Here is a 24,640-nt window from a genome sequence, read left to right as displayed (position 1 = left end):
TTAAAAATTGAAACAATCAATAAATAACCATGAAATGGAGTTAAACATCATGCAGATAACCAGAAAAATCGCTCTCCCTATGTTAATAATTTCTGCTCTATCGTTCAGTTCATTAGCGGCAACCGAAGTGCAAAGCGCTGAGACACATATTGTTATCGGCCATGTTTCTGTCAGCGGGAAAACAACCCGTGATGAGGTGATTGCCGGACTGGAGAAAAAAGCAGAAGAGGCAGGTGCCTCATTCTTTGAAGTCACTGCCGTCGGCGGTAAAAACAAAATGTACGGCAATGCGGTCTTGTTCAAGTAATTTATTCTGTAGCTGAATAGCGAGATAGGCGAATAAGAGGTGATGCCCTCACCTCTTATCTTTTTGACGATACCCGCCGCTATATTGACAAACTAAACTCCCGGCCTCCTTCCAATATTGCATATCGTCCACTGGGGAATATGACTTTCTTCCGGCATGCTTGGGTCAGAAAATTCTTCGCAGCGACCGGATCTCTCTTCGCCTACAACTATAAAAGTGGATAAGCTAATGGGGGATCCGGAAGTGTATGTACCGACTTCCGGATTGCCGTTAACATCACCTGGAACGCTGGATTATCATTATCCACGCGCCAAACCAAATAAAGCAGACTCAGGACGCCCGGCGGCAACTCAATGTCGCGGAACCGTGTGTTGTCGAAACGGATTTTGGTGGCGCTCTCCGGCACCAGTGCCAGCCCCATGCCCGTATTAACCAATGCCAGGATAGTCAGCGTCGAACCAATATGCTGCACAAATTCTGGCCGCACCTCGGCGGAGCGAAACATACCTGCCATCAATTCATGAAAAGGCTGCCAGCTGGAGAGAGCATAAATAATAAAGGGCTGATCATCTAAATCCCGCAGCGTGACTTGCCGTTGCGTGGCCAGAGAATGTTCCCGAGGCACCGCCAGAACAAATTTTTCACGCACCAGGCACTCACAGCCGAATCCCTGCTGATCCAGCGGCGAACGCACAATACCGATATCAGTGCGGTGCAAACGCAGCGCCTCCAACTGCTCAGCGGTGGTCATTTCCCTGAGCGCGATATTGATATGGGGATGGCTCTTCCTGCCTTCAGCGATCACATTGGGCAGGAACTCATAGACGGCGCTGGAAACAAAGCTGATGGTCACTGTGCCTATATCGCCCTGTGCCACTTTGCGGGCGGTGAACGCGGCGCTATGGGCGCGCTCCAGGAGATCCTGCGCCTCGATAAAAAACGCCCTTCCGGCCGCAGTCAGCACCACCGATCGGGTCGTGCGATCAAACAAGCGTATACCGAGCTGATGCTCAAGCAACTGGATCTGCCGGCTAAGAGGAGGCTGAGTCATATTCAGCCGCACGGCGGCACGGGAAAAACTTCTCTCCGTCGCCACCGCCAGAAAACAGCGCAATTGTCCAAGTTCAAACATTTATGCAATTCCTGTATTAATCTATGCCTTGATTGGATTAGACAGCATGAGTCAGCGCATCCAAGATAACACCAGGTCGCGAATTAAAACAGATTTAAGGCAATAACCTATAGCCGGAAAATTTGTGACCTCTATTCACTCTTTAGAACATCCTTACTTGCACTTAATTATAAACATCACTCTTAAGGTGATGAAATATAAAAATATATTCATGAAAACTCATTGGATTCAATGGATATGTACTGTACCCGCGCCGAGGACCGACTATGACCGCTGCAATACAACCCGCTCAGGTAAAACGAACAAATATACGATTTATAATTTTATTATTCATCTTTCTGGCCACGGTATTCAATTACGTAGACCGGGCCACCCTCTCTATTGCCGCACCTTTTATGAGCAAGGAACTCGGATTCGACGCCGTCACGATGGGATGGGCATTCTCCGCGTTCGGTTGGGCCTATGTTGCCATGCAATTACCGGGAGGCTGGTTGCTGGATAAATATGGATCCCGGCTAGTTTATGGGGTTGGTCTCATTGTCTGGTCTTTATTAACCTTTTTACAAGGCTACGTGCATCTCTTTTCGCACGCATTTCTTATCCTGTTTGGGCTGCGTTTTTTAATGGGCATGGTAGAAGCGCCGGCGTTTCCCGCCAACAGCCGGCTCAGCGTGCAGTGGTTCCCGAATAAGGAGCGCGGTTTTGTCACGGCGGTCTATTCGGCGGCGCAGTATATTGCACTCGGTATATTTACCCCCATTATGACATTTATCCTGCAACAATGGAGCTGGCATTCTGTTTTCCACTGGGCCGGCGGCGTGGGTGTTATTTTAGGAGGGTTATGGCTGTGGTATGTGCGCGACCCCCGTCATCATAAGCAGGTGAACCATGCCGAGTATGACTACATCAAGGATGGCGGCGGTATTCCCGATCTGAGCTCCGATGATAAAAAAAAATCCATTACCACCAAGCAGCTTAAATACCTGGTATGCAATCGTATGATGGCCGGTGTTTACGTGGGGCAATTTTGTTTGACATCCATCACCTGGTTTTTTCTCACCTGGTTTCCCACCTATCTTTATCAGGCCAGGGGAATGTCGATACTCAAAGTGGGCGTTGTTGCATCGATTCCCGCTGTAGCCGGTTTTATCGGGGGATTGGTGGGCGGCGTGTTTTCCGATTATTTATTACGGAAAGGTTTTAGCTTAACCGTGGCGAGAAAAACTCCTATAATGGCCGGCATGATTTTATCGAGTACGATTATTCTGGCGAATTATGTTCAGTCCGATGTGGCTATTGTCATTGTGATGAGCGTCGCCTTTTTCTCCAAAGGTTTCGGCAATATCGGCTGGTGCATTCTCAGTGATACTTCGCCGAAAGAAGTGCTGGGTATCGCAGGCGGCGTATTTAATTTTTTCGGCAATATCGCCAGTATTATCACTCCCCTGTGCATCGGTTTTATTCTCTCCCGCACCGGTTCTTTTAATCTGGCCATCCTGTATGTCGGGATGATGGGTATCGTTGGGGCAGTCTCTTATCTCTTTATCGTGGGACCCTTAAAACGCCTGGATTTTGCGGTCCAGTCTTAATACATCGGTTTAATTCATAAAACGTCCATTGCCTGCGGATTAACAGACGTTCTTTCGTACGGTATTACATACTACAGTTGGAAAGGTAAAAGATGACAACTCAATCTCAAAGCGGCGGCGCCATGCAGACGGACCGGATACTGAATATCAAACTTTCTTCAGTGAATGTGCCCTTAACCACCGCGGTCAGTGACGCAAAAGTCTTGACCGGACGGCAAAAGGCCCTGGATGAAGTGGCGCTATTATTCGCTGAAATCGAAACGGAACAGGGCTTCAACGGGTTGGGTTTTACCTATACCCTGCGCACCGGCGGACCGGCGCAATTTGCCCATGCCAAAGAGATCGCGCCGTTGCTTATTGGCGAGGATCCCAATGATATTGCCCGTCTATGGGGCAAAATGGTCTGGGCTGGCGCTTCGGTGGGCCGAAGCGGACTGGCGACCCAGGCTATCGCCGCCATCGATACCGCTTTGTGGGATATGAAAGCCAAGCGCGCCGGATTATCGCTAGCTAAATTACTCGGCGCACACCGGGACGAAGTACGCTGTTACAATACCTCCGGCGGCTATTTGCAGGCGTCGATCGATGAAATGCTGGATAAATCCAGCCAATCCCTGGCGCGCGGTATCGGCGGCGTGAAGATGAAAGTCGGCCATCCGGATCGTAAAGTAGATTTGCAGCGGGTGGACGCGGTGCGTAAACATCTGGGTGATAATGTTCCGCTGATGGTAGATGCCAATCAGCAGTGGGATCGCACCACCGCCCTGCGCATGGGCCGGGTACTGGAACAATATAATCTGCAATGGATCGAGGAACCGCTGGATGCCTATGATGTAGAGGGGCATCGCGCGCTCTCCGCCCAGCTCGACACGCCGATTGGTACCGGGGAAATGCTCACCAGTGTTAATGAAGTAGCTGACTATATTCAAAAGGGCGCCATCGATTTAGTGATGCATGACGCCCCGCGGGTCGGTGGAATCACGCCGTTCCTGAAAGTGGCGAAGATGGCGGAAAATCACGGCTTAATGATGGCCCCCCACTTTGTGATGGAGATCCATTTGCATCTGGCCGCCGCTTATGCTCATGAAACTTGGGTTGAGCATTTTGAATGGCTTGAGCCGGTATTTAATGAACGGCTGGAAATCCGCAATGGCCATATGATCGTTCCTACACGCCCCGGACTGGGTTTTACCCTCCATGAGCAAGTGCGATCCTGGACGGTGGCTCAATATAAAACCGGGCAAGGGAAATAAGCGGCCGATGGCTACGCTTAGAAAGAAGCAGTATTATTAACTTATAAAACCATCAACTTTAGGGTTATTCTCACCCCTGTGACTGAATTATCATGCACAATATTTTTTCAATATTGTGCATTTATTTTTATATAATTTAGCGACATTAATCCCCTTCGAAATTTTGATTAATCAACTGTTGATTTTGAAAAAAATACCATAGTACCTATTATTAATTTCATTGTGACACAAATCACAATATTATGGTGATTTGCACTAGTATAAGCGGAATTTTTAAAACTCATTCATACAAACGCACAATGTTTTATTGCTTTTTATCACTTACAATCCACGAATCATATCTTGGTAATACATTATTTATTATCCGAACGGGATATCCGATATCCTTTTATATCGAACTACAAGCATAACTCTTGGTGACTATTGTTATCATGACTTACAGTCCCCCTACTATAATGCAGAGGTATATTTTAATGAACGTCCAGTCTGAAATTTCACGTAAACAAAACAGCCATATTCGCTATCTAATATTGATTATTGTTTTTTTGATTACCAGTGTTAACTACGCAGACCGCGCAACCCTTTCTATAGCCGGCAGTACTGTTGCGAAGGAACTTGGTTTAGATACGGCGGATATGGGACTGATTTTTTCTGCCTTCGGCTGGTCATATTTATTGATGCAATTGCCTGGAGGCTGGTTGCTCGATAAATACGGTTCAAAAAAAGTTTATGCCTTTAGCCTTTTTTTCTGGTCTCTGTTTACTTTCTTGCAGGGATTCGTGCATCTTCTGCCGCTAGCCTATACAGTAGTCACCTTTTTTATCTTGCGCTTTCTATTGGGCGTAGCCGAGGCCCCTTCATTTCCCGCAAATGCACGCATTGTCGCTGCCTGGTTTCCAACCCGTGAACGCGCCACCGCCTCTTCTTTTTTTAATGCCGGCCAATATTTTGCTTTGGCACTATTTTCCCCGCTGTTGGGATGGTTGACTTATGCCTGGGGCTGGCAACATGTTTTCACCGTGATGGGGAGCGTTGGGTTTGTCTTGACGCTTATTTGGTTGAAATATATACATAACCCATCGGAACATCCGGCGATGTCAGCCAGAGAACTTGACTATATAGTGCAAGGAGGGGCCATGATTGATATGGATTATAAAAAAATCGACCCCTTACAAAATGGACCTAAGTGGAACTACGTCAAACAGATGCTAAGTAACCGTATGCTGATGGGCGTTTTCCTGGGTCAATACTTTATCAATACCATTACTTGGTTTTTCCTTACATGGTTTCCGATATATTTGGTACAGGAAAGAGGCATGTCCATCCTAAAAGTCGGTTTAGTTGCTTCTATACCGGCCATTTGTGGTTTCACCGGTGGCATTTTGGGCGGCATTAGCTCCGATTGGCTGTTAAAGCGTGGTTTAAGCCTAACTGCTGCCCGAAAAATACCTATTGTAGCTGGGATGCTCCTCGCCACCACGATTATTCTATGCAATTACACCGACAATGAAATTCTCGTGGTCGCGCTCATGGCCTTGTCTTTCTTTGGCAAAGGGTTTGGAGCATTGGGCTGGCCGGTGATCTCTGATACCGCGCCGAAAGAAGCAGCAGGACTATGCGGCGGTATTTTCAACGCCTTCGGTAACGTCGCGTCTATTGCCACCCCGCTGATCATTGGCTATATGGTAAAAGAAATGCACTCTTTCAATAGTGCGCTGGTTTTTATCGGAGCCTCGGCCATTGCCGCATTGCTCTGTTATTTACTGGTGGTAGGGGAAATAAAAAGAATGGAGTTGAAAAAAAGCACCATAAACAATGGGTAACGTAAATTGCGTATCATAGCAAGGAACGTTAAGCTACTTTGCTGCCGCGGCGATGAGTTTTAGCAATCGTCAGGCAGCAGGTACGATAGCGGCAACATTAATGGAGATAATCAATGTGATTATAGATGCTTCAAGCAACTATAGATCACGTTTACAGGCTGGCCGCGCGCCTTTCGGATCGGTGGCCAAAGCGGCGGGAAATAAGGGCTGCACTTTCGCTTAGCGCTCGCTGCAACTTTTGTAGCCGGGTGTTAATAGCCTCTTCCGTCGGCAGGATACAACCTATGGCCCCCAGTACTTCGCCCGAATCTCCCCGCAACGCACAGGCTAAGCCGGATAGGCCTGGTAAAAACTCTTCATCTTCCAGAGCAAAGCCATGGCGACGGATTTGGCGCAAGCTTTCAACCAATGTAGCCAACGAACCTATCGTTTTAGCTGTAAACGGCGTAAGCCCCTGATCGGCGACTACTCGCGCGATTTTTGGCTCAGGCAGCCATGCCAGCATCACTTTACCAACCGCAGTCGCATGAGCTGCGGCACTAATATCCTCTATTATCTTCATCGGTTGATTATCCGGTGGCTCCTGGCGCGTTATAATGGTCAGATTGGAGCCGGAAAATGCCGCTAATAATAATGTCACACCTAACTCATGACTTAACCGCCGTAATTCCGGCAGCGACTCGCTTACTAAATCAAAAGGGCCGCTATAGTTATAAGCGAGTTCCAGTAGTCGTGTTCCTAATTGATAGGTCCGGTTATCATCCCGGCGATTGACATAACCCCTAAAGACCAGTGTATTGAGCAAATGGTGGCACGTCGAACTATTCAACCCGCAGCCAGCGGTAATATCCTGTAGCCGTAATGCGTCTGGCTGCTTCGCCAGAATTTCAAGGATATCAAGCGCACGGTTTACCGACTGAATAAGCGTTTTGTCACTAGTCTCCACTGCCGGTATAAAAGAAGGTATTGGCGGACTGATGTCATCGGCCGGCACGATGTTATACATAGTATCTAACACGGGCCAGACATCCTCCGGCTCTAGCCTACGAAACGGCTTGTCAGCTTCATGCGCGCCAGGCGCCAAAGGCTTGGTCATGATGAATCCTTATTACCAAACTACTTAAATGCGAAAGAGTTTCAGCCAGCATTGGCGGACTGCTGATTTATACTCAACAAACGAAATTGAATCACTATGGCTAAAGTGCAAAAGCCCGCGCCGGCAATACATATCCCATACCAATGTCCTTGCTGCCAGACTATACCGCCAACCAACGTGCCCAATGCCCCGCCGAGAAAACGCGTTACCATGTAAAGCGTATTCAGTCGACTCACGGCCTTGGAATCCAGCTGGTAATTACGATTCATACTAATAACATGGCTGATCTGCATCCCCAAATCCATAATTATCACACCGGGTATGAGAGCAAAGGCATTACCGAAACTCAATGCAAACGACAAAAACGACAGCAACATCATCCCTCCGCCGATTAACAATAGAAGGGTCGGGTTTATGCGGGTGGATAAACGGCCCGCCGCTGGCGCAGCCAACACCCCTGCAGCGCCCACCAGACCGAACAAACCCGCATCTCTGGCGGTATAGCCCTGCTGTAGGCTATCCAGGTAAAATGCCAACGTGGTCCAGAAGAGACTAAAAGCACCGAATTGTAACGCAGCGGCCAGCGAGGTAATGCGCAGGATTTGATGACGCTTTACCAGCCCGGTCAGACTGATCAGCAACGACAAATAATTACCTTTAAAGGTGGGCTTTGCCGCTGGCAGCAGAGCCCGCAGCGCAAAGAGCAAAATAATCATGACGGTCGCCGCCATATAATACACTACCTGCCAGCCCAGCCAGGCGCCAATCTGGCCTGAGACAAAGCGTGATAATAAAATACCCAGCAGCAACCCACCCATAACCAGGCCTACCGCCTCCCCCGCCTTTTCCGGACCGGCCAGTTTAGCGGCGAACGGCGGCAATATTTGCGGCACGATACTGGTGAAACCAATCAGAAAGGCAAAGACCAGCAACAACCGGAAATCCGTCGCACGAGCAAACAACAGCAAAGCCAAGCAGGCTAACGTTAGCATTATCGTTACCAGGCGACGACGTTCCATTTTGTCCCCGAGCGGCAGCAGCAAAAACATGCCCAGCGCATAGCCAAATTGGGTCAACGCCGCGATCGCGCTGGCGCTTTGCTGCGTGACGTGAAAACTCACTGCCAGCGTTGCCAGCAGAGGTTGATTGTAATAATTATTGGCGACAACCAGACCGGCGGTTAACGCCATCACCCATAGAGTAAGACGTTGCATAACTACCATTTCTGTTTTCTCTACAGCCATTTCCGCTTTTCCAATGATGATAAATACATACCAGATTCACATATACCGAGTACTAATGAAACTTAAGAATTTGAACAATTTCATAATATGAAATTACAATGGATAGCCATCTTTATTCTTACTGCTAAAAACTCTATCATGACGACTAGAAATAAACAAATTGTGTTTTCAGGGTGTGATTCGTTCGTTCACCGTATATCTACGTTTAGAACCATGAATATAATTTCATATTATGAAATATATCTTTGCCCCTGAGTGTGTTCTAATGGATGTAAGTATCCCGCATAATCGCACCAAGTAATTTTAGGGATAGTCTCACATATTGAAAATTATACTTTTTGATATTTTATTTATTGTATGCACTGTAGGAAATTCGATTTTTTCCACCCCTGCTTACCAGATTCAGGCATTGCCATGTTGGGTAGTCCAGCCGTCAATACGCCGTGGTGATGAAACATGCCTCTGTCAGAAATGTTGGCCAAGACAAGGTTAACCCGTTACACCAGGGCAACATCCTTAATCGGCGTGTCCATCCTGAGATAACTGCCGAAACAATCTCATTGGCAACGGTTGACCGCCCTCTCCAATTTGATGTGTGAATAATTTGACTTATGCATTAATAGACTTGATCATCTTGATGTACAGTTACTGTTGGAGAAAATAACTTTATGTCGAATCCGTGGGAAAAATTAGATCTGGCTTATTATGAAGGCCACATGCAATTCGAAAGCGTACGTCAGGCGCAGATTTTAAGTGAGATAATGCAAAGTCAGTTTAATGATTATACTGTTAGTTCCATCTGTATACTGGGCATTGCGGGTGGGAATGGGCTTGAGCACATAAACAAAAACACAATTTCGAAAGTATATGGCATTGATGTTAATGAACAATATCTTCATGCCTGCCAGAATCGTTTTACAACATTAGATAGCATTCTGGAGCTTCGCCATGCTGACTTGACGTTATCAGATGCCTATGTCCCTGAGGTCGATATTATTGTGGCAAACCTTGTTATTGAATATATCGGATTAAATATCTTTACCAAATTACTGGCTGAAAATCCGCCTAAATATGTTTCATGTGTTATACAGCTTAATTGCGAGAATGCATTTGTTTCCTCAACGCCCTTTGAAGAGCATTTCGAAGAGATTTCTTCATTTCATAATGACATTAATGAAAAACAACTCATTAAGACGTTACAATTAATTGGATTCAGAAATAATTTTGTCAAGGCGCACTCCTTACCTAATAAGAAAAACTTCCTCAGACTCGACTTTGTGAGAGGATAGCGCATTAAATATCAAGCCATACTTAAAAAGAGCAGATAAATGGTACACAGGCACATCAACCCAGGATAGCGACATGCCAAATAGGCATAACAATATAAGAAAGGCGGTCGGGCTGGTCTAGCCCGGAAAAAAACGCGAAAGTCAGTGAACACTCAGCAACGTGTTCTGACCTTGAGGCACAAGGCGAGTGGCTGATAATGATACTGCGCTAACGGCGCCTTACCTTTACTTCGGCAGGTGCTGCGGTTCATCCTCACGGCAAGTTGCTTTCCCAGCCATTATTAGATCACCGACTTCCACAACGCTGCCACCGACAGGCTAGATGTGACTATATTAGTTAAGTTACATTAATGTGTATGAAAATGAGAAAAATGTAAAATTTTTATTTTCTAAAACAATCCAGAGTCGAATTGTGAGTTTGATTCAAAATCAAAAAAATTAAGTTAAATAAATGCAAAATAATAAAAGGAGTTCTTAATCCGCGGTGAGAGCCAAGATTCTAGCGCCAAGGAGTTCCAATGGATCCCCTGGCCTTTTCATTTATAGCTTACGATAAGCTCACGCTTTTAAGCATAACGCTACTGCGTTCAATTTTGTGATTCTGGAAGCCGGTACATTTCGGGGTTTCAACTAAGCCCTACAGCTAACCACTATCGTAGCGGTACAGTTTTTTGGTCACGATAAACTGAAAAATAACTTACTCGATTAAAAGGATACTTGTAAATTTGGGACGAACCATGCTCAGGCGGCAATAGCGCGGTCTTTCTCGAAGCTAAAAGCGCGCGGAGTCACGACAGCATCACCTTCGAAGTTACGAGTAATCTCCACCGTAATAAGGCTATCGCCGGGAAATGCCGGGCTGAGTTCAAGAGTCAGATAGTCAAATAGTGCACGCTCATGAACAGCGATAATGATTTGGCGGTCCATCCCCTTAGATAAGGTGCGCAGTAGCGCTGCGAATTGAGCGATATGGACATCGTCCATCGATTGGACAGGATCGTCGAGTATAAGCCATGGCATGCGTACTGGCACTGATAGGTGAAGCGCCAAAAACAACGTCAGTGCTGCGGTATTGAGGTTACCTTGGCTCAGCATCGCGCCAGGTGAACCCGATGCCTTTCCAGAGCGATGCAAGGTTTCTAGGATGGCTTCGACCTTTCCACCGGCACTGGTGGGAAGCTTGAACGAGGGCACGAACTGCTCCGATGGTGCAAGCCGCACGAAAAGATCGCGCCATACCTTGTTAAGTGAGGTGCTGAAGACTTTCTTAACGATGTTGGATCGCACTGTGTTCGCAGCTTCCGACACCTTCTTCGCCTGGTCGCGGCTGGTCTCGACCTCCTTTAGAGCCTTCTCTATATTCGTCATTCGTGCAGCGTTGTGTTTATGTTCAGCACGCAGAGCATTAAGTTGCTCAAAGTCGCGTATGCGCCTAGCGATTAAGGACTGTGCCTCGATGCACAACGCGGCGACACGCTCTGCATCACCAGAGCGTGCCTCAGTCAGGCGCATTGCCTCTCCGAGCGCTTGGTCGATGCCAGCAAAGTTGCTGGCTGGCTGCCCAACTACCCCCTGAACAGCTGTCTCTATTTCAGGCAGCATAGAGATTGACAATTCATTGCGACGACGCGAGAGAATCAACATCTGTCGTGCCGCGGTTGCAGCAACCATCAACCGTGTGCCTTCGTCAGCAGAAAGTTCCAGGTCTCGAAGTTGCCAAACAATATCCTCCATCAGCGCCTTGCGGACGGTGATTTCAGAAAGATCCTCTGCCGAGAGTTTGCCGTTTCCAGCGCTAAGGAGTTCACGCTGAGCAGCGGCCAAGCGATTACTTTCTTCAGCACGCTCAGTCGTAAGCGCCTGCAAACGGCCGGCTTCATTGGTCAGAGATGCAATCTTGGCGGCGACGTTTACAGCGAGCGGTCCTGCATCTTGATCAGCGAAATCGCGATTGCAGACCGGGCAAATTTCACCACTAATATGCGGGGCAATGCCGGCCAGAGCGTTAGCGAGAGATTTCGCATCCTGGACAGCGCCGGCAAGATCCTTGTTCAGTTCTTCAATGCGGATGGTGGCTCGTTGCACGACCGAGTTGAGTTTATTTACACGCTCGGCGGCGGCGGCATGAGTTTTAAGTAGAGCTTTGCAGCGCGCGACCTCTGCAGCGGCACGACTTAAGGCATCCAGCCGGCTCTTCTCTGGGCCTTCGTCAAGCGGCGGCACGTCGGTAAAGACCTCTCGTACCGTATCGACAGCGCGACCGAGCCCAGCACCTGTGCCCGAGCGCCAAGCAGCCAATTTCTGAATCGCTACCTGGTCGTCGCGTTCCTTATTAGCCTGGTCTCGACTCGCAGCCTCGGACGGCAGTGCTTGCCAGCGCTCTAGTAAGCCGCGAAGCTCCGACCGCATACGACTTAAGTCGGTAAGGCGCTGGTCTTGGTTATACGAGGTGTTTAGCGCCAAGCGAAGCTCGGCAAGATCGGTCGCTTCGGTAACGACTATAGCGGGGCTATCGACTGCAATTTTGGACAGCACCTCGTTGATACGTGTTCTCTGGTCTTCAGCGGCATCGGCCGCATTCGTGAAAGCACGATCTGTTTTGTCGATTTGGTCCTGCAACGATGTTTTCAGCGCTTCTAGACGGCGATAGTCTGGTGCAATCTTTCGAATTCGTGTCACGTGAAACGCAGGATCAAGCCCGTCTACAAGGGCATCAAGGGGGTCGAGCCCGAGCAGTTCCTTTACGAACAGAGTTAGTGGCGAAGTGCTGCCCGTCCTCTGATCGTCATATATTTCGAGGAGGCGTCCAAGCGTCGCCTGGGGCAAATAACAGCGTTCAGCGAAGAAATGAGCGTCACCCTGACCGAACAGTGGATCGGCGATGAAGCTTTTATCGCTGAAAACCAGCGAACCTTCAGTCGCCCCACCTTCGTGTTGCGACGACGTGGAGGTGAGGGCGATTGAACCTCCACCGGTGTCGAGGCTGGTAAGATACGATCTATAAGCATCACCGTCGGCTGCAAGATGCGCAATTTTTCCAGTAAGGCCAAGCTCAAGTGCAGATAAGATGCTCGTCTTACCCATGCCGTTAGTGCCGTGCACCAGCACCACTTGCGCATCGAGCGGCACGACAACTTTACCGCGCAAGCTTCTGAAATTCTCGATGACGAGGCTTTTGAGACGTATGTCAGTCAATGTGGGTCTCCTTCATTATCAAGCACGGCACTGACCGAACCGCCAATGTTCTCGGCTAGCACGCTCTCGACGACGTCCTTGCCCAGCGGCGCGGCCGCAATGAGTGCCTCCATCAGAGTCCCTTTTGCAGTCATAGGTATGGCTCTACGCAAATCTGCCTCCCAGTCGAGCATAGTGTCGACAGAAGGCGGCTGAGTCAGCGGTAGAAGAACAGCAAGCCAATCACGTAGTGCGGCGATCACATCAGGCCCCGTGGGCGCGCCCACGGGCAGGACGCGGCAAACCTTGCTGATCGATTGAACGGTCTCGGAGCGCGGTTGCCCCGAGGTGAGAATAGCAGTCACCGGCCGCTTCGAGCGCATGACATCAAGTGCACGGGTCAATGCCAAGACCTTGCGGACAATGACATCGTCGGCGGTGTCGCCTTTAAGCTCGATGACGATGACAAGGTCATTAGCCCGTTTGCCAGCGACGAGCCCATGTGTGAAATCGAACGATTGAGACCCAACTTTGAACGGTCTGGAAAGCTCGCGGTAACCGCCTTCCTGAACGAGGATATTGATGACGTGATCGCTTGTGCTCATAAGCCAATCTCTCCACGGAACTGGTCGCGTAGCTCTTCGAGATTTGTGGCATCGCTCAGCATTGGCCCCAAGGCTATATATCTAGGACCTACGGAGCCATTACGCCAATTGCCTCTCGGGCTGCGTTGTTGTCGATCTGCTACACGGCCAGAGCAGATCACCACGACATCTTCATCGGTCTCATCGAACGCGCCGCATTCGAGAAGATTAATGATCGTGTTATCATTGGAGGCTAGAAAAATCCGGGCACTTGCCTCTGGCGAGGTCAGGCGAAGCGCGCCCGACCGGGTGTCGGCGGGGTCATCTACCGAGCTAGCCCAACTGGTCGCAGCTTCGTCGAGCCCAATCAGACCGAGCGCAACGGCGGCCTCGCGCTGGCCCGAACTCTTGAGCGCAAGCTTGCCCTTCATTAGATGCGCGGGTTGGTCGTCAATGGGGAAATAAACCTGAACACCGGCAGAGCTCGTTCCGTTCTGGATTTGGTGACGGGCTCTAGCTAAGCCGCTAGCGAGCGCGCGGGCGAACCCAATGCGATCGTGATTGCCGGCGTCGGCAACACGGTCGCGCAGGACCTTGATACCATCGATTATTGCAGCGCGCGCATCTGGATTAAGGCTCGGAGCATCGGCATCGCTGGCCAAGACTTCAAGTTTGGCGGTCAGGACATTTAGGAGCAAAGCGAGAAGCATGGGCTTGGCATAAACTTGCAAACGCGCAGCCTCGCAGATTTCGTCGTGGTGCGCCTCATAATCCTCGTCGCCATAGACAACATTAAGCAAGTTCTTCTGTTCGTCACCGAGATCCTGAGCCGAGAACACGATCGGTGTCGGCTGATCGGTCCATTTCCATCCCCGATGTTGATTTACTGTCGCGAACAGATGCTGGACATTGGCGTCCTGCGCCGACATGCCGATCATCAGCGTTCGTTTGGTCTGGACGAGCGCACTAAGCTGATCGCGTATGATTTTGAACGTGTCGTTGCTACTCCAACTAGTGATCTGCGCCGAACGCGCTACAAGCAATGGTCGATATTTGCCTTCGTTGTCGATAGCGCGCAAGGCACAACCGTGGAATTTGTAGAGAATGGCGGCGGCCGCGGGGTTGCGCAGGTCCTCCCCAGTCACTGTGACACGGTAAAAAGTATCTTCATAGCCGAGTTCCTTCATGGCAGCTTCGAGCAGCCCGTCCCAGTTTGCAGATGCGAATTCAGTCACCGCCCCTTCAAGTGCTAGCATGCCAATAGCGAGATGTTCAGCATCAGCCAATTGGTTCGCGAATGTGTTAGCAAAGTCTAGCCCGACCCAAAGGAGGTAATCCCGGGGCTGACCAGCAAGCTCAACCGACAAAACTGCTGAATACTGTTTCCAAAGGCGACTAAGAAGAACCGGCAGACAAGTCCATTGAATTGAAGTCGTGGCAAAGTCGATTTGTGCACGCTCATCCTCTGATGGCACCGCCATCTCGATGATCCTCTGAAGCGCAAGACGGTATGCGCAATTTGGATTGCCGGTCGCGTTTGCACGTAGAAACTCGAGCAATTTTGCTAGAACACCGTCAAGACCGATGATCCGGTCACGCGATATGCCAGAACCAAGCCAGAAGGCATAGGAACCCTGCGCCACGCCGGTTCCGATACCGGAGAATCTGTTATCTAACAGTGCCAAAGTCTCCTTAATGGAAATAGATGCGGCAGTAGGCAAAGTTTGATCTCCCCATGACATTATCGAACCACTATCGCATCCTCCATGCCCCTTTGCCATCAGTTATTGTGAAGTTGTAGCCCCTCCTGGATTTAGTCTTTCCGCTTAATTAAGTGCTCTGGTTAAAATATAACCCACGGAATGCTCATCATGGAGAAAACGCGTTTCACTAAAACTCAGATCTTGCGAGTCCTGAAAGAAGTTGAAGGTGGCCGGCATGTAAAGGATGCCTGCCGCGAAAATGGTGTTTCAGCAGCCAGCCACAATAACTGAAAATCCAAATATGGAGGAATGAAATCCTCTGATATCAATCGGATGAAAGAGTTTGAAGTAGAAAATTGCCGTCTAAAGCCGAGTTATGCCTCCCTGAGTTTGGATCATGGAATTCATACGGATGTCATAGCAAAAACTTTAACGGCACCTGTAAAACGTGAGTTGGTTGTTATGCCGAGAGGTTATCCGGTCTATATTCGAAGTAACATCGGACCCGAACTTATTGCCGTTGCCCTCGCTGAATGGGCAGAGCATAACGGTGTCATGCTGGATTTTATTCCGTCTGGCTGTCCAATGCAAAACGGGTTTATCGAGCGGACTAACAAAACCCGGCTAACAGAAATACTCAATATGTAGTTGTTCTGGACGCTATACGACGTGAGGTTTTAATAAAAAACTGGCGTACAGAATATATCTAGGGGCAACCCCCAGCTCGCTCAGGCATTGCCGTCAGTTTGGACTGCCCCGTCCCCATAGACAATTTTTGTCCTAACGGTCCGGCCCGTTCAAAGGTCTTCGGACACGACATCCACGAACCTGACCGGTCTCTGGCATGTAATGCACAATTTCATGCTCTTTTATGTTTACTTCTAGGGACGTAAATTTTATTTTTTCTATTTTCCAAGGCTACTAGGTGATATTGTCTGAAAGAAACTACAGGGGAAGCGGAGATCTACCGCTGAACGTTGAATGGCAACAGGTGCTCTTTGTTTAAGTTAACCATTTTAGCCGTTCAGCCGATAGATAGGACTTGAGCATGATAGGGGCTTCTACAGATAAATACGCTGTCGGCAAACAAGGCTTGGGATATATTTATCAGCCTCGCTTCTCAAACTATTGCAATTGCCAGAAAGCACGTCGGTTTTAATTGAAAAGGACGATGACCTCGACTTTGTCGACTCGAATGGAGTCAAAACTCTAGCATCGCTTAAACACAAAGGAGTCGGCGATAGTCTCACCGACCTGTCTACTGATTTCTGGAAGTCGGTTCGAATAGGGCTGGATCGCTATAATCGCGATGGACGCAGCGAAGCCAGTGACGCTTCTTTCTATTTACGACCGGCACTGTTTCGAGCACGTCATTACTGCGACACTTCGTGTTCGAACCACCGATGGATAATGCTGAGGCAGTATCGCTGCCACAGCTTGTTGCCGATGTTCTGGTTATGACCAGATCAAAACTCATCACTCCAATTGCCAATAAATTCAAAAAGCTCAGTGATAATGTGAAAGAAGATTTCCTATCACGGATCGTGATCTTTGATGGTGGACCTCATATTGAGGACGTTCCTTCGATTATCAAAGAACAGCACATGCGCATTATCTGGCGCGATAACGGAGACGCTATCTTCGAACGTCTTGAAGGTTGGTGGAATAATACGATTATCGATCTGCTGGTAGGGAAGCGCAAAGAAGCAATTTTGGGATACGAGATTTCCGACAAGCTGGCAGCATTTTCCGAAGAGTACAAATCGGACAATCTTCTGATTACGTTCAGAGGAAAAATGCCCACTGGAGAAATCGATGCGGTGAACGACCAACGAATCTTTATTGTTCAACTCAGGGAAATAGGCATTTCTTCCAATCGTATTCGTAACGCCATTCTCGACTACTACCGCGCGTTTAAGCAGCGTTCCTCATGGGCTCGCGAAAATCTCTTAGTGGCCGGATAGATGGAAGATTATGAAGACCGCCTCGTCGATGAATGGAACCGCTATCGAGACGTTGTTTTTGAAGAGCTCGATGAGAATGCCGCCGACAAAGTACTTATTGCTGCGGGAAAAGCGCTGTACCAGTGGGCCGACCTTGAGAGCGGTAACATTGGCTCGCTTTGCATCCGAGAACGAGTGACTGAGCCCTATTTGGTGCGGGGAGGATTTCATATCCTTGCGAACAGCCGGCCGCTACCAAGTGTTTTCTGGCACCCTCATTTCCTCAATAGAGTTGGCCAGTTGTTAGGAGCCATGGAATGAAGCGATGGGATCAGCGACCATTCGAAATAAGGAATCTTTTCGATCCTGCATTCTGTGGGCTTGTGCTATTCAGGGCATTGCTGGGCTACGAAGAAAGAATCCCTACGGCATGCCATTTTCTCTCGCACTTCTAATTTTGCCATTATGTCTGCAAAAAGACTCTCGCCAAGTAATTGCAGGAAACCCTCGTAGTTATCTGTTAAAGATCATCGAAAATAATCCCCAACTGCTTGTCGGCTTCGCTGACTGTGCCAGTGATATGCTCCATTTGTGTTTGAAGCCTTCGGGGTGCTCATGGAACGAGGATGCTTTGTCGTGACGCAAGATGGCCGAATGAAAATTGTGTCCAATAGAGTTCGAAAAACGGTTACGGGAACTGATGAATCCATCTCGTGCCAGCGCGTTGCTCGCTTTATTGGAAAAGAATTTTCTCGTATCGCAGACCGCGTTACAGTGTACACGACCTTTGGAATACGCCCATGAAGATTAAGTCGATTCATGTCTACAGCCATGATGGACAACGCCGAGATCTACAGTTTAAAGTAGATGGCTTGAACGTAATCACTGGCCGATCATCCACCGGAAAATCAGCGCTTGCAGAGATCATCGAATACTGTATGGGTCGTTCAATCTTTAACGTGCCTGAGGGCATTATTCGCGACAAAGTATCGCGGTTCGCCGTCATTTATCAATTTTTGCCGGAACAGGGCTAATCGCCAAGCCAACACCTAGGGCAGGTGCCACAAGCTGCGGCACCGTTATGCTACGAAGGGGAAGCTAACTGGTAGTCCCGGATTTTGAGGACCTGGTGGTTAACACCGACGACGACTCGGTGGTCGCATTGCTGTAACGGCTGCTCGGCATCCCGGCTAATCGTACAGATGTGGCGATAGATCAGAGCCGGGAAAACTATGGCGCAAACATCAAACATACCTCCAACTACGCCTAACCGGCAATTTCAAATAATGAACGAAACTTATTCGGGGTTCGGGTAAACCGGCCCAGGGAAGCAGCATAGATTGTTCAGGATCCGGGGCGCGGATCAAATGAAGATAGACCCATTAATTTAGATAATATATCATCTAGAAAAACTATCAGTGAGAAAGTCAGATGAACGACATAATAAAAAAACAAGAAAAAAATATAAAAAATGATAACCTAATTAAATTGAGTAAACCCCATCTTAAAAACTCATTAGCTACCAAGTTGGGAAAAATCACCGAAAAATCTTCTTATTTAGATATGTTTTTAACTGCAATATTCATTATTATTTTATGCGCTGTCTTTTTTTGGCTAGCGCCTGAAGGTCTAGGATTAAAAGAAAATAGAGGTTTCTTAGATGGTTTGTATTTTTGCTTTATAACATTCACAACTGTAGGTTATGGCGATTTATTACCTGTGGGTTTGGGGAGGATAATTTCTATCATACTTGCAATGAATGGATTAGTGATTACCGCTCTCTTAATTGGGAAATTCGCATCAGAAAGACAACAAGCAATTTTGCTACTGTTTCATACGAGCAAACCACCTCAGGTTCGAATGGCCAATTTCCTGCTTAAAGGATTACTAGATAATTAATGACGCCGTTTACCTTATTTTTTGAAGGAATAATCATAATGGAAAAAACAATCCATACTCTAAACGCAAGAGGAAATGTAATGCTTGTGGTGACTCGCGATTACTTTAAATTATCCCCACAAAACATGCATGATCAGATAAACTCAATGAGAGATCAGTTGGTCAAAATTTTAGATGGCAAAGGCATCAAATATGAGAACTTAAAAAGCTCTTTAACTCCTGACAGAAAACGTAAAGAAGTGGTGTTTGTATTTGACACAACTTCGATTGAAAGCGATTCGTATGGTAATAATGTTTTTAAAGAAATGATTCCACTATTCAAAAAGGAAAGCAATCATAGTGTTTTGGTCGGTGATTATATAGGAAGCTCTTTTAATCAGGATTTGTTATATAAATCTTTTTGTGAATCTGTTGTATTAAGTAAAAACGTGAATTATAGACACAGCTCTCAATTTTACATGGTATATATTAATAATTTATCGCAAGACATGTTATCATGTTTTACCGATGGTTTGAAAAATCATCCTGGATATGTTGGATATGCAGACATGTCGTTTCAGTCAAGCCTGAAGATGATTTTATCAACAATGCTAGTCAATTTTTTTATTAAAAATAAAAAATACATAATACAGAGGCATGAGCCTGATCGGGATCATACCGAAGATATAAATATATGCGGATATCCATTTGAGGATAACGGATTTCATTGTAGAAGCTTATCATCTGACCTTTTTGATGTCTTATTGTCTTATAAAATTGAACGACCTGTTATTGATGGATTTAAAGAAGATACGCATTTCTCATTAAATGCTGTACACATTAACCCTTCTGACTTAGATACTTTAAATGTATTAGTTGAAGACGCTCGACTAGAATATATTAAAGGCTTCAAAAAGGAATCATTATCAAGAGCAGGAATGGAAAAAGTATCAGCCGAAGAACTAGCAAATATAATCAAGAAAAAAATTAACTCAAATTATATTTATAGCATGACATACAATTCACAATACAAATTCTCAAAATTCAATATTTTATTGGAATTTAAAAATGTAGATCATGATAGACCAGTAAAGCTTTTGGCTGCAATGTTTTATAAACCTGACATTAACACATTGGAATTACTGACTTTTTTTTAAAATTATAAAGACATGCTCCCTAGGTGTCATTTGTTAGAACATCTATGTGTTAGTTGTCTACCTTGTCGTTTCTTTAACGGAAGCCAGATAGGGTCGGCTGTGCGTCGCAGCACGGCTTCCCGCTGTGGCGTTGCACGCAGACCCAATCGTGTAGACCTCATAGCTGTTAACTGATTGGATTACCTCCGGGGTGATTGCGAACTCGTACGTCATGTTGGCACAACAGACGTACAAAGACCAATCCAGCCCGTTTTGGCGGGCCGTATCTTAGCCAAGCTGCATTGAATATTATAAAACGAGATCAATATCACAATTTTTATCTTCTAATACTTTTCGGGGCCTAACTGGGGGCTTCATTCTAAAACTGAAAAATTAAGTTTAACAAATACAGAGCAATAAAAGGAAATTCGAGTCCAGTCAGAGGAGCCAAGATTTTAGAAAAGCCCGCTTCAGGGAACTGAAGCGGGCTTTTTGTTTTTCATGCAATGGCGCGAATCCCTATATAATTTTGAGGCGATAGGTTAACGTGAAAAATCTTCCCGGTGCATTTTCAGTTTTCCCTCTGCATCGGGAGAATTTAGTGGTCAGATTTGGGGTCATGTTGGTTCGATGACGGAGTGACCCCCAAATGTCTCTCAACGACACGAAAATCCGCAGTCTCAAGCCCTCTGATAAACCTTTCAAAATCTCCGATTCACACGGTTTGTATCTTTTGATCAATCCAGGCGGTTCACGTCTCTGGTATCTCAAGTACCGTATCAACGGTAAAGAATCCCGCCTTGGTTTAGGTGCTTATCCCGATGTATCTCTGTCTGGCGCACGGCAGCAACGCGACGGTATCCGCAAGTTGCTGGCGCAAAACATTAACCCCGCTCAGCAACGTATCGCCGAAAGGGCCGCCCGCTCGCCGGAAAAAGTCTTTGAGACCGCGGCACTGGGCTGGCATAAAAATAATAAGAAGTGGTCGCAGAATACCGCAGACCGCCTGCTTGCCAGCATGAGAAATCATATCTTTCCGGTAATTGGTCATCTGCCGGTAACAGAACTGAAACCCCGTCATTTCATCGATCTGCTGAAAGATATCGAGGCGAAAGATCTGCTGGAAGTCGCGTCCCGCACGAGGCAGCATCTCTGTAACGTCATGCGCTATGCCGTGCATCAGGGGTTAATAGAAAATAACCCGGCGGCGAATCTAGATGGCGTGACAGCCCCACCCGTTACGCGCCACTACCCTGCCCTGCCACTGGAGCGTCTGCCGGAACTGCTGGAACGCATTGATGACTATCAGCAGGGACGGGAATTAACCCATCTGGCCGTTCTGCTGACGCTTCACCGGTTTATCCGCTCCAGTGAACTGCGTTTTGCCCGATGGTCAGAGATTGATTTCAGAAACCGAATCTGGACCATTCCCGCCACCCGCGAAGCTTTTCTGCCATATTTGACATAGAGTTCAACAGCACGGATACGCTCTTCGAACGAATACATGGACTACCTCCAAAGCAGTCCAAGTTTCGTCCGCACTCCCCAACAGATGTGGTGTCCTTTGTCAGGATTGTGTAACAGGGCAAGCAACCACCGAAGAGACAAAATCCAGGAAAGCACGGGTTTTCGCCGGTAGATGATTGCGTGACGGATATAGTGCGTAAAGTGGAAAAAGTTCATCAGGCCATTCAGGGAACAGATTAACCAGTTTACCCTGTGCTAGTAGATGCTCAGCGCCCAACTCCATGACCTGTGCAATTCCATATCCTGCAAGACAGGCGCCATGCATAGTACCGACATTATTCACAATAAGCTGACCACTCAAATTCAGCGATTTTATCTCTTTACCACGTTGAAATTCCCAGGTAAAGAGTTTGCCCGTTTCGGGAGATCGAAACTGAATGCATGAGTGTTCGGGTAAAGCCAAATCATCAGGCGTCACTGGCTTTCCATGCTGCTTAATATATACAGGTGAAGCAACCGTGAGAATACGGGTGTTTAGTAGTTTACGCGCTACTAACGTCGAGGATTTATGTTCACCAAAACGAATTGCCAGGTCAAACCCCTCTGCAACCAGATCGCCCAGCTCTTCACGAGTAGAAAGCTCAACCTGCAATTCAGGATATTGTTTTAGAAAACTTCCTAACCGAGGCCCAAGTATCAGTCTTGAAAAAAACGGATGCACATTGACCCGCAGGCGTCCGCGTACGGAAATACGACCATTGATCGCACAAGCTGCGGCCTCTTCCAGTCCGGCCAGTAACGGGGCGATTTGCTGATAGAAACGGTGCCCCTCATCAGTTAAAGATATTGCTCGGGTAGTACGTTCAAACAGACGGATACCAAGCCGACCTTCCAGCCGGACGATCGCACGACTTACGCCTGATGGGGACATATCCAATGCTTCAGCCGCAGCGGCAAAACTCCCACCATTTACCACAGCAGATAGTACGCCCATACCCTTTAACATGCGCTCGTCGAATGCCATTTTTTCTCCCTTTATTCTGACTGGTAAAGGCCTCGAACTCTATATAACCATGACATTTTGTCATGAGTTATCAGTTATTCATACCCTTTCGCGTTACATAATCCGGTGAGATCAATACCAATATACCGCCATAATTAATGACTTTTTGTCACTTCAAATGTGACATTGATGATATGGATTAACTAATTTTTGTACCGTAAACTTTCCACCATTCATTATTAATACACTCATAGAGGATCACCTATGTTCGTTATTACTGGTATTACTGGCCAGGTTGGCGGTGTGATTGCTCGCTTATTACTTTCAAAGAACCATGAAGTGCGTGCTGTTGTTCGCTCTGTGAAAAAGGGTCAGTACTGGGCCAGCCAGGGTTGTGATGTGGCGATTGCAGAAATGAATGATGCGGTAGCCCTGAGCAAAGCATTCACAAATGTTGAGGGTGTTTTCATTCTTTTACCGCCTAATTTTGACCCATCTGCGGGTTTTCCAGAAAGTCGTGAAATCATTACTGCTTTACGTATCGCGCTGGAGGAAACTCGTCCTCAAAAGGTGGTGTGTTTATCCACCATTGGTGCACAGGCCACGCAGCCGAACTTGCTAACCCAACTGGGAATCATGGAAGACGTATTAGGCACATTACCACTGCCTACCGCATTCATTAGAGCTGCCTGGTTTATTGAAAATGCCGCATGGGATATCCCCTCAGCACAGGAGCAGGGAGAGATCCCGTCTTTTTTGCAACCGCTGGACCGGGCTATTCCTATGGTGGCTACTGCTGATGTTGGCTGCACTGCGGCTGCATTGTTGCAGGAAACATGGTCCGGAAAGCGGATCATTGAGCTTCGCGGACCAGAGAGTATCAGTCCAAACCAACTGGCCGCCAGCTTTACACGGCTATTGGGACGGAAGGTAAAAGCATATGCCGTACCTCGCTACGACTGGAATGCCCTGTTTCTTGCTCAGGGTATGCAAAACCCGTTACCAAGAATACAAATGCTTGATGGCTTCAATGCTGGCTGGATTACATTTTCAGGCAGTCAAACCGAGCAGCGGGTGGGGATACTTGGACTGGAAGCCGTATTGAGCACATTGATTAAAAAACATTTTTCTGAACAACCGGAGATTTTATGAATACGTCGGAAAATCAACCTACCGCATTAATTATTGGGGCCAGTCGTGGCCTGGGGCTGGGGTTAACTGAACGCTTTCTGGAACGTGGCTGGCAAGTCATTGCTACTGAACGTGAGGGCTCAACCCGCCCTGAACTGCGTCAGCTCGCCGCGCGCGACTCACATTTGTCTGTTGAAACACTTGATATGAACAGCGATGAGTCACTTGAAGAATTGTATACTCGCCTGGCAGGAAAAACGCTGGATCTGCTGATGGTGAACGCCGGAACGGTGGGCTCTCCTGATGAATCTTTCGCTAAGCGGCTACTAACAGTAATGCGCACCAATGTCGTAGGTGCAATGTCTGCCTTACGCATTCTGTCACCGACGGTCCGGGCCGACGGTGTGGTCGCCGTTATGTCATCAGAACTGGCAAGTATTGCGGCGAATACGCAGGGTGGATGGGAACCTTATCGTTCCAGTAAATCGGCGCTGAATCAGTCACTGCGCAGTTTTATCGCAGAAAACCCGCAGACACCTTGGTCATTGACGGCGGTAGCGCCCGGTTGGGTACGTACTGAAATGGGTGGTCCTGATGCGCTACTGGATATCGAAACCAGTACACGCGGCGTAACAGAAATGATGATGACCCGTTTTAACCAGCGAGGTATCGCTTTCCTTAATTACCAGGGCAAAACGCTGGAATGGTGAGTCATCAGCGCCATTAATGGCGTTGGCAGTTCATTACACTTTAAAGCTGAGGAACACTATGTCGACCCCTTCTTCCGACAATACTGCATTATCTGCACAACGGACCGTAGCAGAGAGTTTGCCGGACCGCGCTACCGCGCGCACCTAGCTGGCAATGCTTGCGCTAGCCGTCGGCTGT

General features: G+C 47.6%; 17 protein-coding genes and 4 pseudogenes. 14 read left to right on the top strand and 7 right to left on the bottom strand.

Going from position 1 to position 24,640, the window contains the following annotated elements; genetic code table 11:
• Positions 1-7 precede the first annotated feature (7 nt).
• Entirely contained in the window at positions 8-307 is a 300-nt protein-coding gene (locus ACL2XF_RS06320) for a YdgH/BhsA/McbA-like domain containing protein (RefSeq protein WP_413728245.1), read from the top strand.
• A gap of 208 nt (positions 308-515) precedes the next feature.
• Here ACL2XF_RS06320 and ACL2XF_RS06315 read toward each other — a convergent pair whose 3' ends face one another.
• Positions 516-1,439, bottom strand: a complete 924-nt coding sequence (locus ACL2XF_RS06315) for a LysR family transcriptional regulator (RefSeq protein ID WP_413728244.1) — start codon at positions 1,437-1,439, stop codon at positions 516-518.
• A gap of 266 nt (positions 1,440-1,705) precedes the next feature.
• Between ACL2XF_RS06315 and ACL2XF_RS06310 the strand changes: the two genes are divergently transcribed.
• The 3 genes from ACL2XF_RS06310 to ACL2XF_RS06300 all read left to right on the top strand — a co-directional run bounded on the left by ACL2XF_RS06310 (position 1,706) and on the right by ACL2XF_RS06300 (position 6,104).
• Complete coding sequence (locus ACL2XF_RS06310) at positions 1,706-3,028, top strand: MFS transporter (protein ID WP_132921065.1); 1,323 nt, start codon at positions 1,706-1,708, stop codon at positions 3,026-3,028.
• Positions 3,029-3,120: 92 nt separating this feature from the next.
• Complete coding sequence (locus tag ACL2XF_RS06305; protein ID WP_413728243.1) at positions 3,121-4,281, top strand: L-talarate/galactarate dehydratase; 1,161 nt, start codon at positions 3,121-3,123, stop codon at positions 4,279-4,281.
• A 473-nt stretch (positions 4,282-4,754) separates the two neighbouring features.
• On the top strand, positions 4,755-6,104 hold the full coding sequence (locus ACL2XF_RS06300) for an MFS transporter (RefSeq protein ID WP_413728242.1): 1,350 nt from the start codon (positions 4,755-4,757) through the stop codon (positions 6,102-6,104).
• Positions 6,105-6,255: 151 nt separating this feature from the next.
• Here ACL2XF_RS06300 and ACL2XF_RS06295 read toward each other — a convergent pair whose 3' ends face one another.
• Positions 6,256-7,200, bottom strand: coding sequence for an IclR family transcriptional regulator (locus ACL2XF_RS06295; protein ID WP_413728241.1), 945 nt, complete (start codon positions 7,198-7,200; stop codon positions 6,256-6,258).
• A 41-nt stretch (positions 7,201-7,241) separates the two neighbouring features.
• Positions 7,242-8,444, bottom strand: a complete 1,203-nt coding sequence (locus ACL2XF_RS06290; protein WP_413728240.1) for an MFS transporter — start codon at positions 8,442-8,444, stop codon at positions 7,242-7,244.
• Between the two features lie 668 nt (positions 8,445-9,112).
• Between ACL2XF_RS06290 and ACL2XF_RS06285 the strand changes: the two genes are divergently transcribed.
• A complete protein-coding gene (locus ACL2XF_RS06285) occupies positions 9,113-9,733 on the top strand; it encodes a class I SAM-dependent methyltransferase (RefSeq protein ID WP_413728239.1) in 621 nt (206 codons plus the stop codon).
• Positions 9,734-10,474: 741 nt separating this feature from the next.
• On the opposite strand, the gene ACL2XF_RS06280 is transcribed toward ACL2XF_RS06285, so the two are convergent.
• From ACL2XF_RS06280 to ACL2XF_RS06270, 3 genes are read right to left on the bottom strand one after another with little or no spacing between them, the layout of a single operon-like run.
• Positions 10,475-12,928, bottom strand: a complete 2,454-nt coding sequence (locus ACL2XF_RS06280) for an AAA family ATPase (protein WP_413728238.1) — start codon at positions 12,926-12,928, stop codon at positions 10,475-10,477.
• The gene (locus tag ACL2XF_RS06275) at positions 12,925-13,512 is read right to left on the bottom strand and encodes a hypothetical protein (protein WP_413728237.1); all 588 of its coding nucleotides are present in this window, start codon (positions 13,510-13,512) and stop codon (positions 12,925-12,927) included. The genes ACL2XF_RS06280 and ACL2XF_RS06275 overlap by 4 nt, the downstream gene beginning before the upstream one ends.
• Complete coding sequence (locus tag ACL2XF_RS06270; RefSeq protein WP_413728236.1) at positions 13,509-15,176, bottom strand: SIR2 family protein; 1,668 nt, start codon at positions 15,174-15,176, stop codon at positions 13,509-13,511. Before ACL2XF_RS06270 ends, ACL2XF_RS06275 begins: the two co-directional genes overlap by 4 nt.
• A gap of 186 nt (positions 15,177-15,362) precedes the next feature.
• Here ACL2XF_RS06270 and ACL2XF_RS06265 point away from each other — a divergent pair.
• The 7 genes and pseudogenes from ACL2XF_RS06265 to ACL2XF_RS06235 form a co-directional block, all read left to right on the top strand.
• Positions 15,363-15,839 (top strand): annotated as a pseudogene (locus tag ACL2XF_RS06265) (transposase); the annotation flags it as partial.
• 758 nt (positions 15,840-16,597) lie between these two features.
• Positions 16,598-17,458 (top strand): annotated as a pseudogene (locus tag ACL2XF_RS06260) (ABC-three component system protein).
• Positions 17,455-17,941 (top strand): annotated as a pseudogene (locus ACL2XF_RS06255) (three component ABC system middle component). Before ACL2XF_RS06260 ends, ACL2XF_RS06255 begins: the two co-directional pseudogenes overlap by 4 nt.
• On the top strand, positions 17,938-18,171 hold the full coding sequence (locus ACL2XF_RS06250; protein ID WP_413728235.1) for a hypothetical protein: 234 nt from the start codon (positions 17,938-17,940) through the stop codon (positions 18,169-18,171). The pseudogene ACL2XF_RS06255 and the gene ACL2XF_RS06250 overlap by 4 nt, the downstream one beginning before the upstream one ends.
• 397 nt (positions 18,172-18,568) lie before the next feature.
• Positions 18,569-19,036, top strand: coding sequence for a potassium channel family protein (locus ACL2XF_RS06245; protein ID WP_413728234.1), 468 nt, complete (start codon positions 18,569-18,571; stop codon positions 19,034-19,036).
• A gap of 38 nt (positions 19,037-19,074) precedes the next feature.
• A complete protein-coding gene (locus tag ACL2XF_RS06240; RefSeq protein ID WP_413728233.1) occupies positions 19,075-20,172 on the top strand; it encodes a hypothetical protein in 1,098 nt (365 codons plus the stop codon).
• A gap of 628 nt (positions 20,173-20,800) precedes the next feature.
• Positions 20,801-21,598 (top strand): annotated as a pseudogene (locus ACL2XF_RS06235) (tyrosine-type recombinase/integrase); the annotation flags it as partial.
• Between the two features lie 120 nt (positions 21,599-21,718).
• Here ACL2XF_RS06235 and ACL2XF_RS06230 read toward each other — a convergent pair.
• Complete coding sequence (locus ACL2XF_RS06230) at positions 21,719-22,642, bottom strand: LysR family transcriptional regulator (protein WP_413728232.1); 924 nt, start codon at positions 22,640-22,642, stop codon at positions 21,719-21,721.
• A gap of 243 nt (positions 22,643-22,885) precedes the next feature.
• Between ACL2XF_RS06230 and ACL2XF_RS06225 the strand changes: the two genes are divergently transcribed.
• Positions 22,886-23,773, top strand: coding sequence for an NmrA family NAD(P)-binding protein (locus ACL2XF_RS06225; RefSeq protein ID WP_410014835.1), 888 nt, complete (start codon positions 22,886-22,888; stop codon positions 23,771-23,773).
• A complete protein-coding gene (locus ACL2XF_RS06220) occupies positions 23,770-24,462 on the top strand; it encodes an SDR family NAD(P)-dependent oxidoreductase (protein ID WP_413728231.1) in 693 nt (230 codons plus the stop codon). Before ACL2XF_RS06225 ends, ACL2XF_RS06220 begins: the two co-directional genes overlap by 4 nt.
• Positions 24,463-24,640: the final 178 nt, after the last annotated feature.

It is taken from the genome of Sodalis sp. RH19, assembly GCF_047324215.1.
Lineage (GTDB): Bacteria > Pseudomonadota > Gammaproteobacteria > Enterobacterales > Enterobacteriaceae > Acerihabitans.
This window is presented reverse-complemented; position numbering and strand designations above follow the sequence as displayed.

Bases quoted from the DNA above. Each gene is read 5' to 3' on its own strand.
- ACL2XF_RS06315 (WP_413728244.1), bottom strand. From the start codon at position 1,439: ATGTTTGAACTTGGACAATTGCGCTGTTTTCTGGCGGTGGCGACGGAG.
- ACL2XF_RS06310 (WP_132921065.1), top strand. From the start codon at position 1,706: ATGACCGCTGCAATACAACCCGCTCAGGTAAAACGAACAAATATACGA.
- ACL2XF_RS06305 (WP_413728243.1), top strand. From the start codon at position 3,121: ATGACAACTCAATCTCAAAGCGGCGGCGCCATGCAGACGGACCGGATA.
- ACL2XF_RS06300 (WP_413728242.1), top strand. From the start codon at position 4,755: ATGAACGTCCAGTCTGAAATTTCACGTAAACAAAACAGCCATATTCGC.
- ACL2XF_RS06295 (WP_413728241.1), bottom strand. From the start codon at position 7,200: ATGACCAAGCCTTTGGCGCCTGGCGCGCATGAAGCTGACAAGCCGTTT.
- ACL2XF_RS06290 (WP_413728240.1), bottom strand. From the start codon at position 8,444: ATGGCTGTAGAGAAAACAGAAATGGTAGTTATGCAACGTCTTACTCTA.
- ACL2XF_RS06285 (WP_413728239.1), top strand. From the start codon at position 9,113: ATGTCGAATCCGTGGGAAAAATTAGATCTGGCTTATTATGAAGGCCAC.
- ACL2XF_RS06275 (WP_413728237.1), bottom strand. From the start codon at position 13,512: ATGAGCACAAGCGATCACGTCATCAATATCCTCGTTCAGGAAGGCGGT.
- ACL2XF_RS06250 (WP_413728235.1), top strand. From the start codon at position 17,938: ATGAAGATTAAGTCGATTCATGTCTACAGCCATGATGGACAACGCCGA.
- ACL2XF_RS06245 (WP_413728234.1), top strand. From the start codon at position 18,569: ATGAACGACATAATAAAAAAACAAGAAAAAAATATAAAAAATGATAAC.
- ACL2XF_RS06240 (WP_413728233.1), top strand. From the start codon at position 19,075: ATGGAAAAAACAATCCATACTCTAAACGCAAGAGGAAATGTAATGCTT.
- ACL2XF_RS06230 (WP_413728232.1), bottom strand. From the start codon at position 22,642: ATGGCATTCGACGAGCGCATGTTAAAGGGTATGGGCGTACTATCTGCT.
- ACL2XF_RS06225 (WP_410014835.1), top strand. From the start codon at position 22,886: ATGTTCGTTATTACTGGTATTACTGGCCAGGTTGGCGGTGTGATTGCT.
- ACL2XF_RS06220 (WP_413728231.1), top strand. From the start codon at position 23,770: ATGAATACGTCGGAAAATCAACCTACCGCATTAATTATTGGGGCCAGT.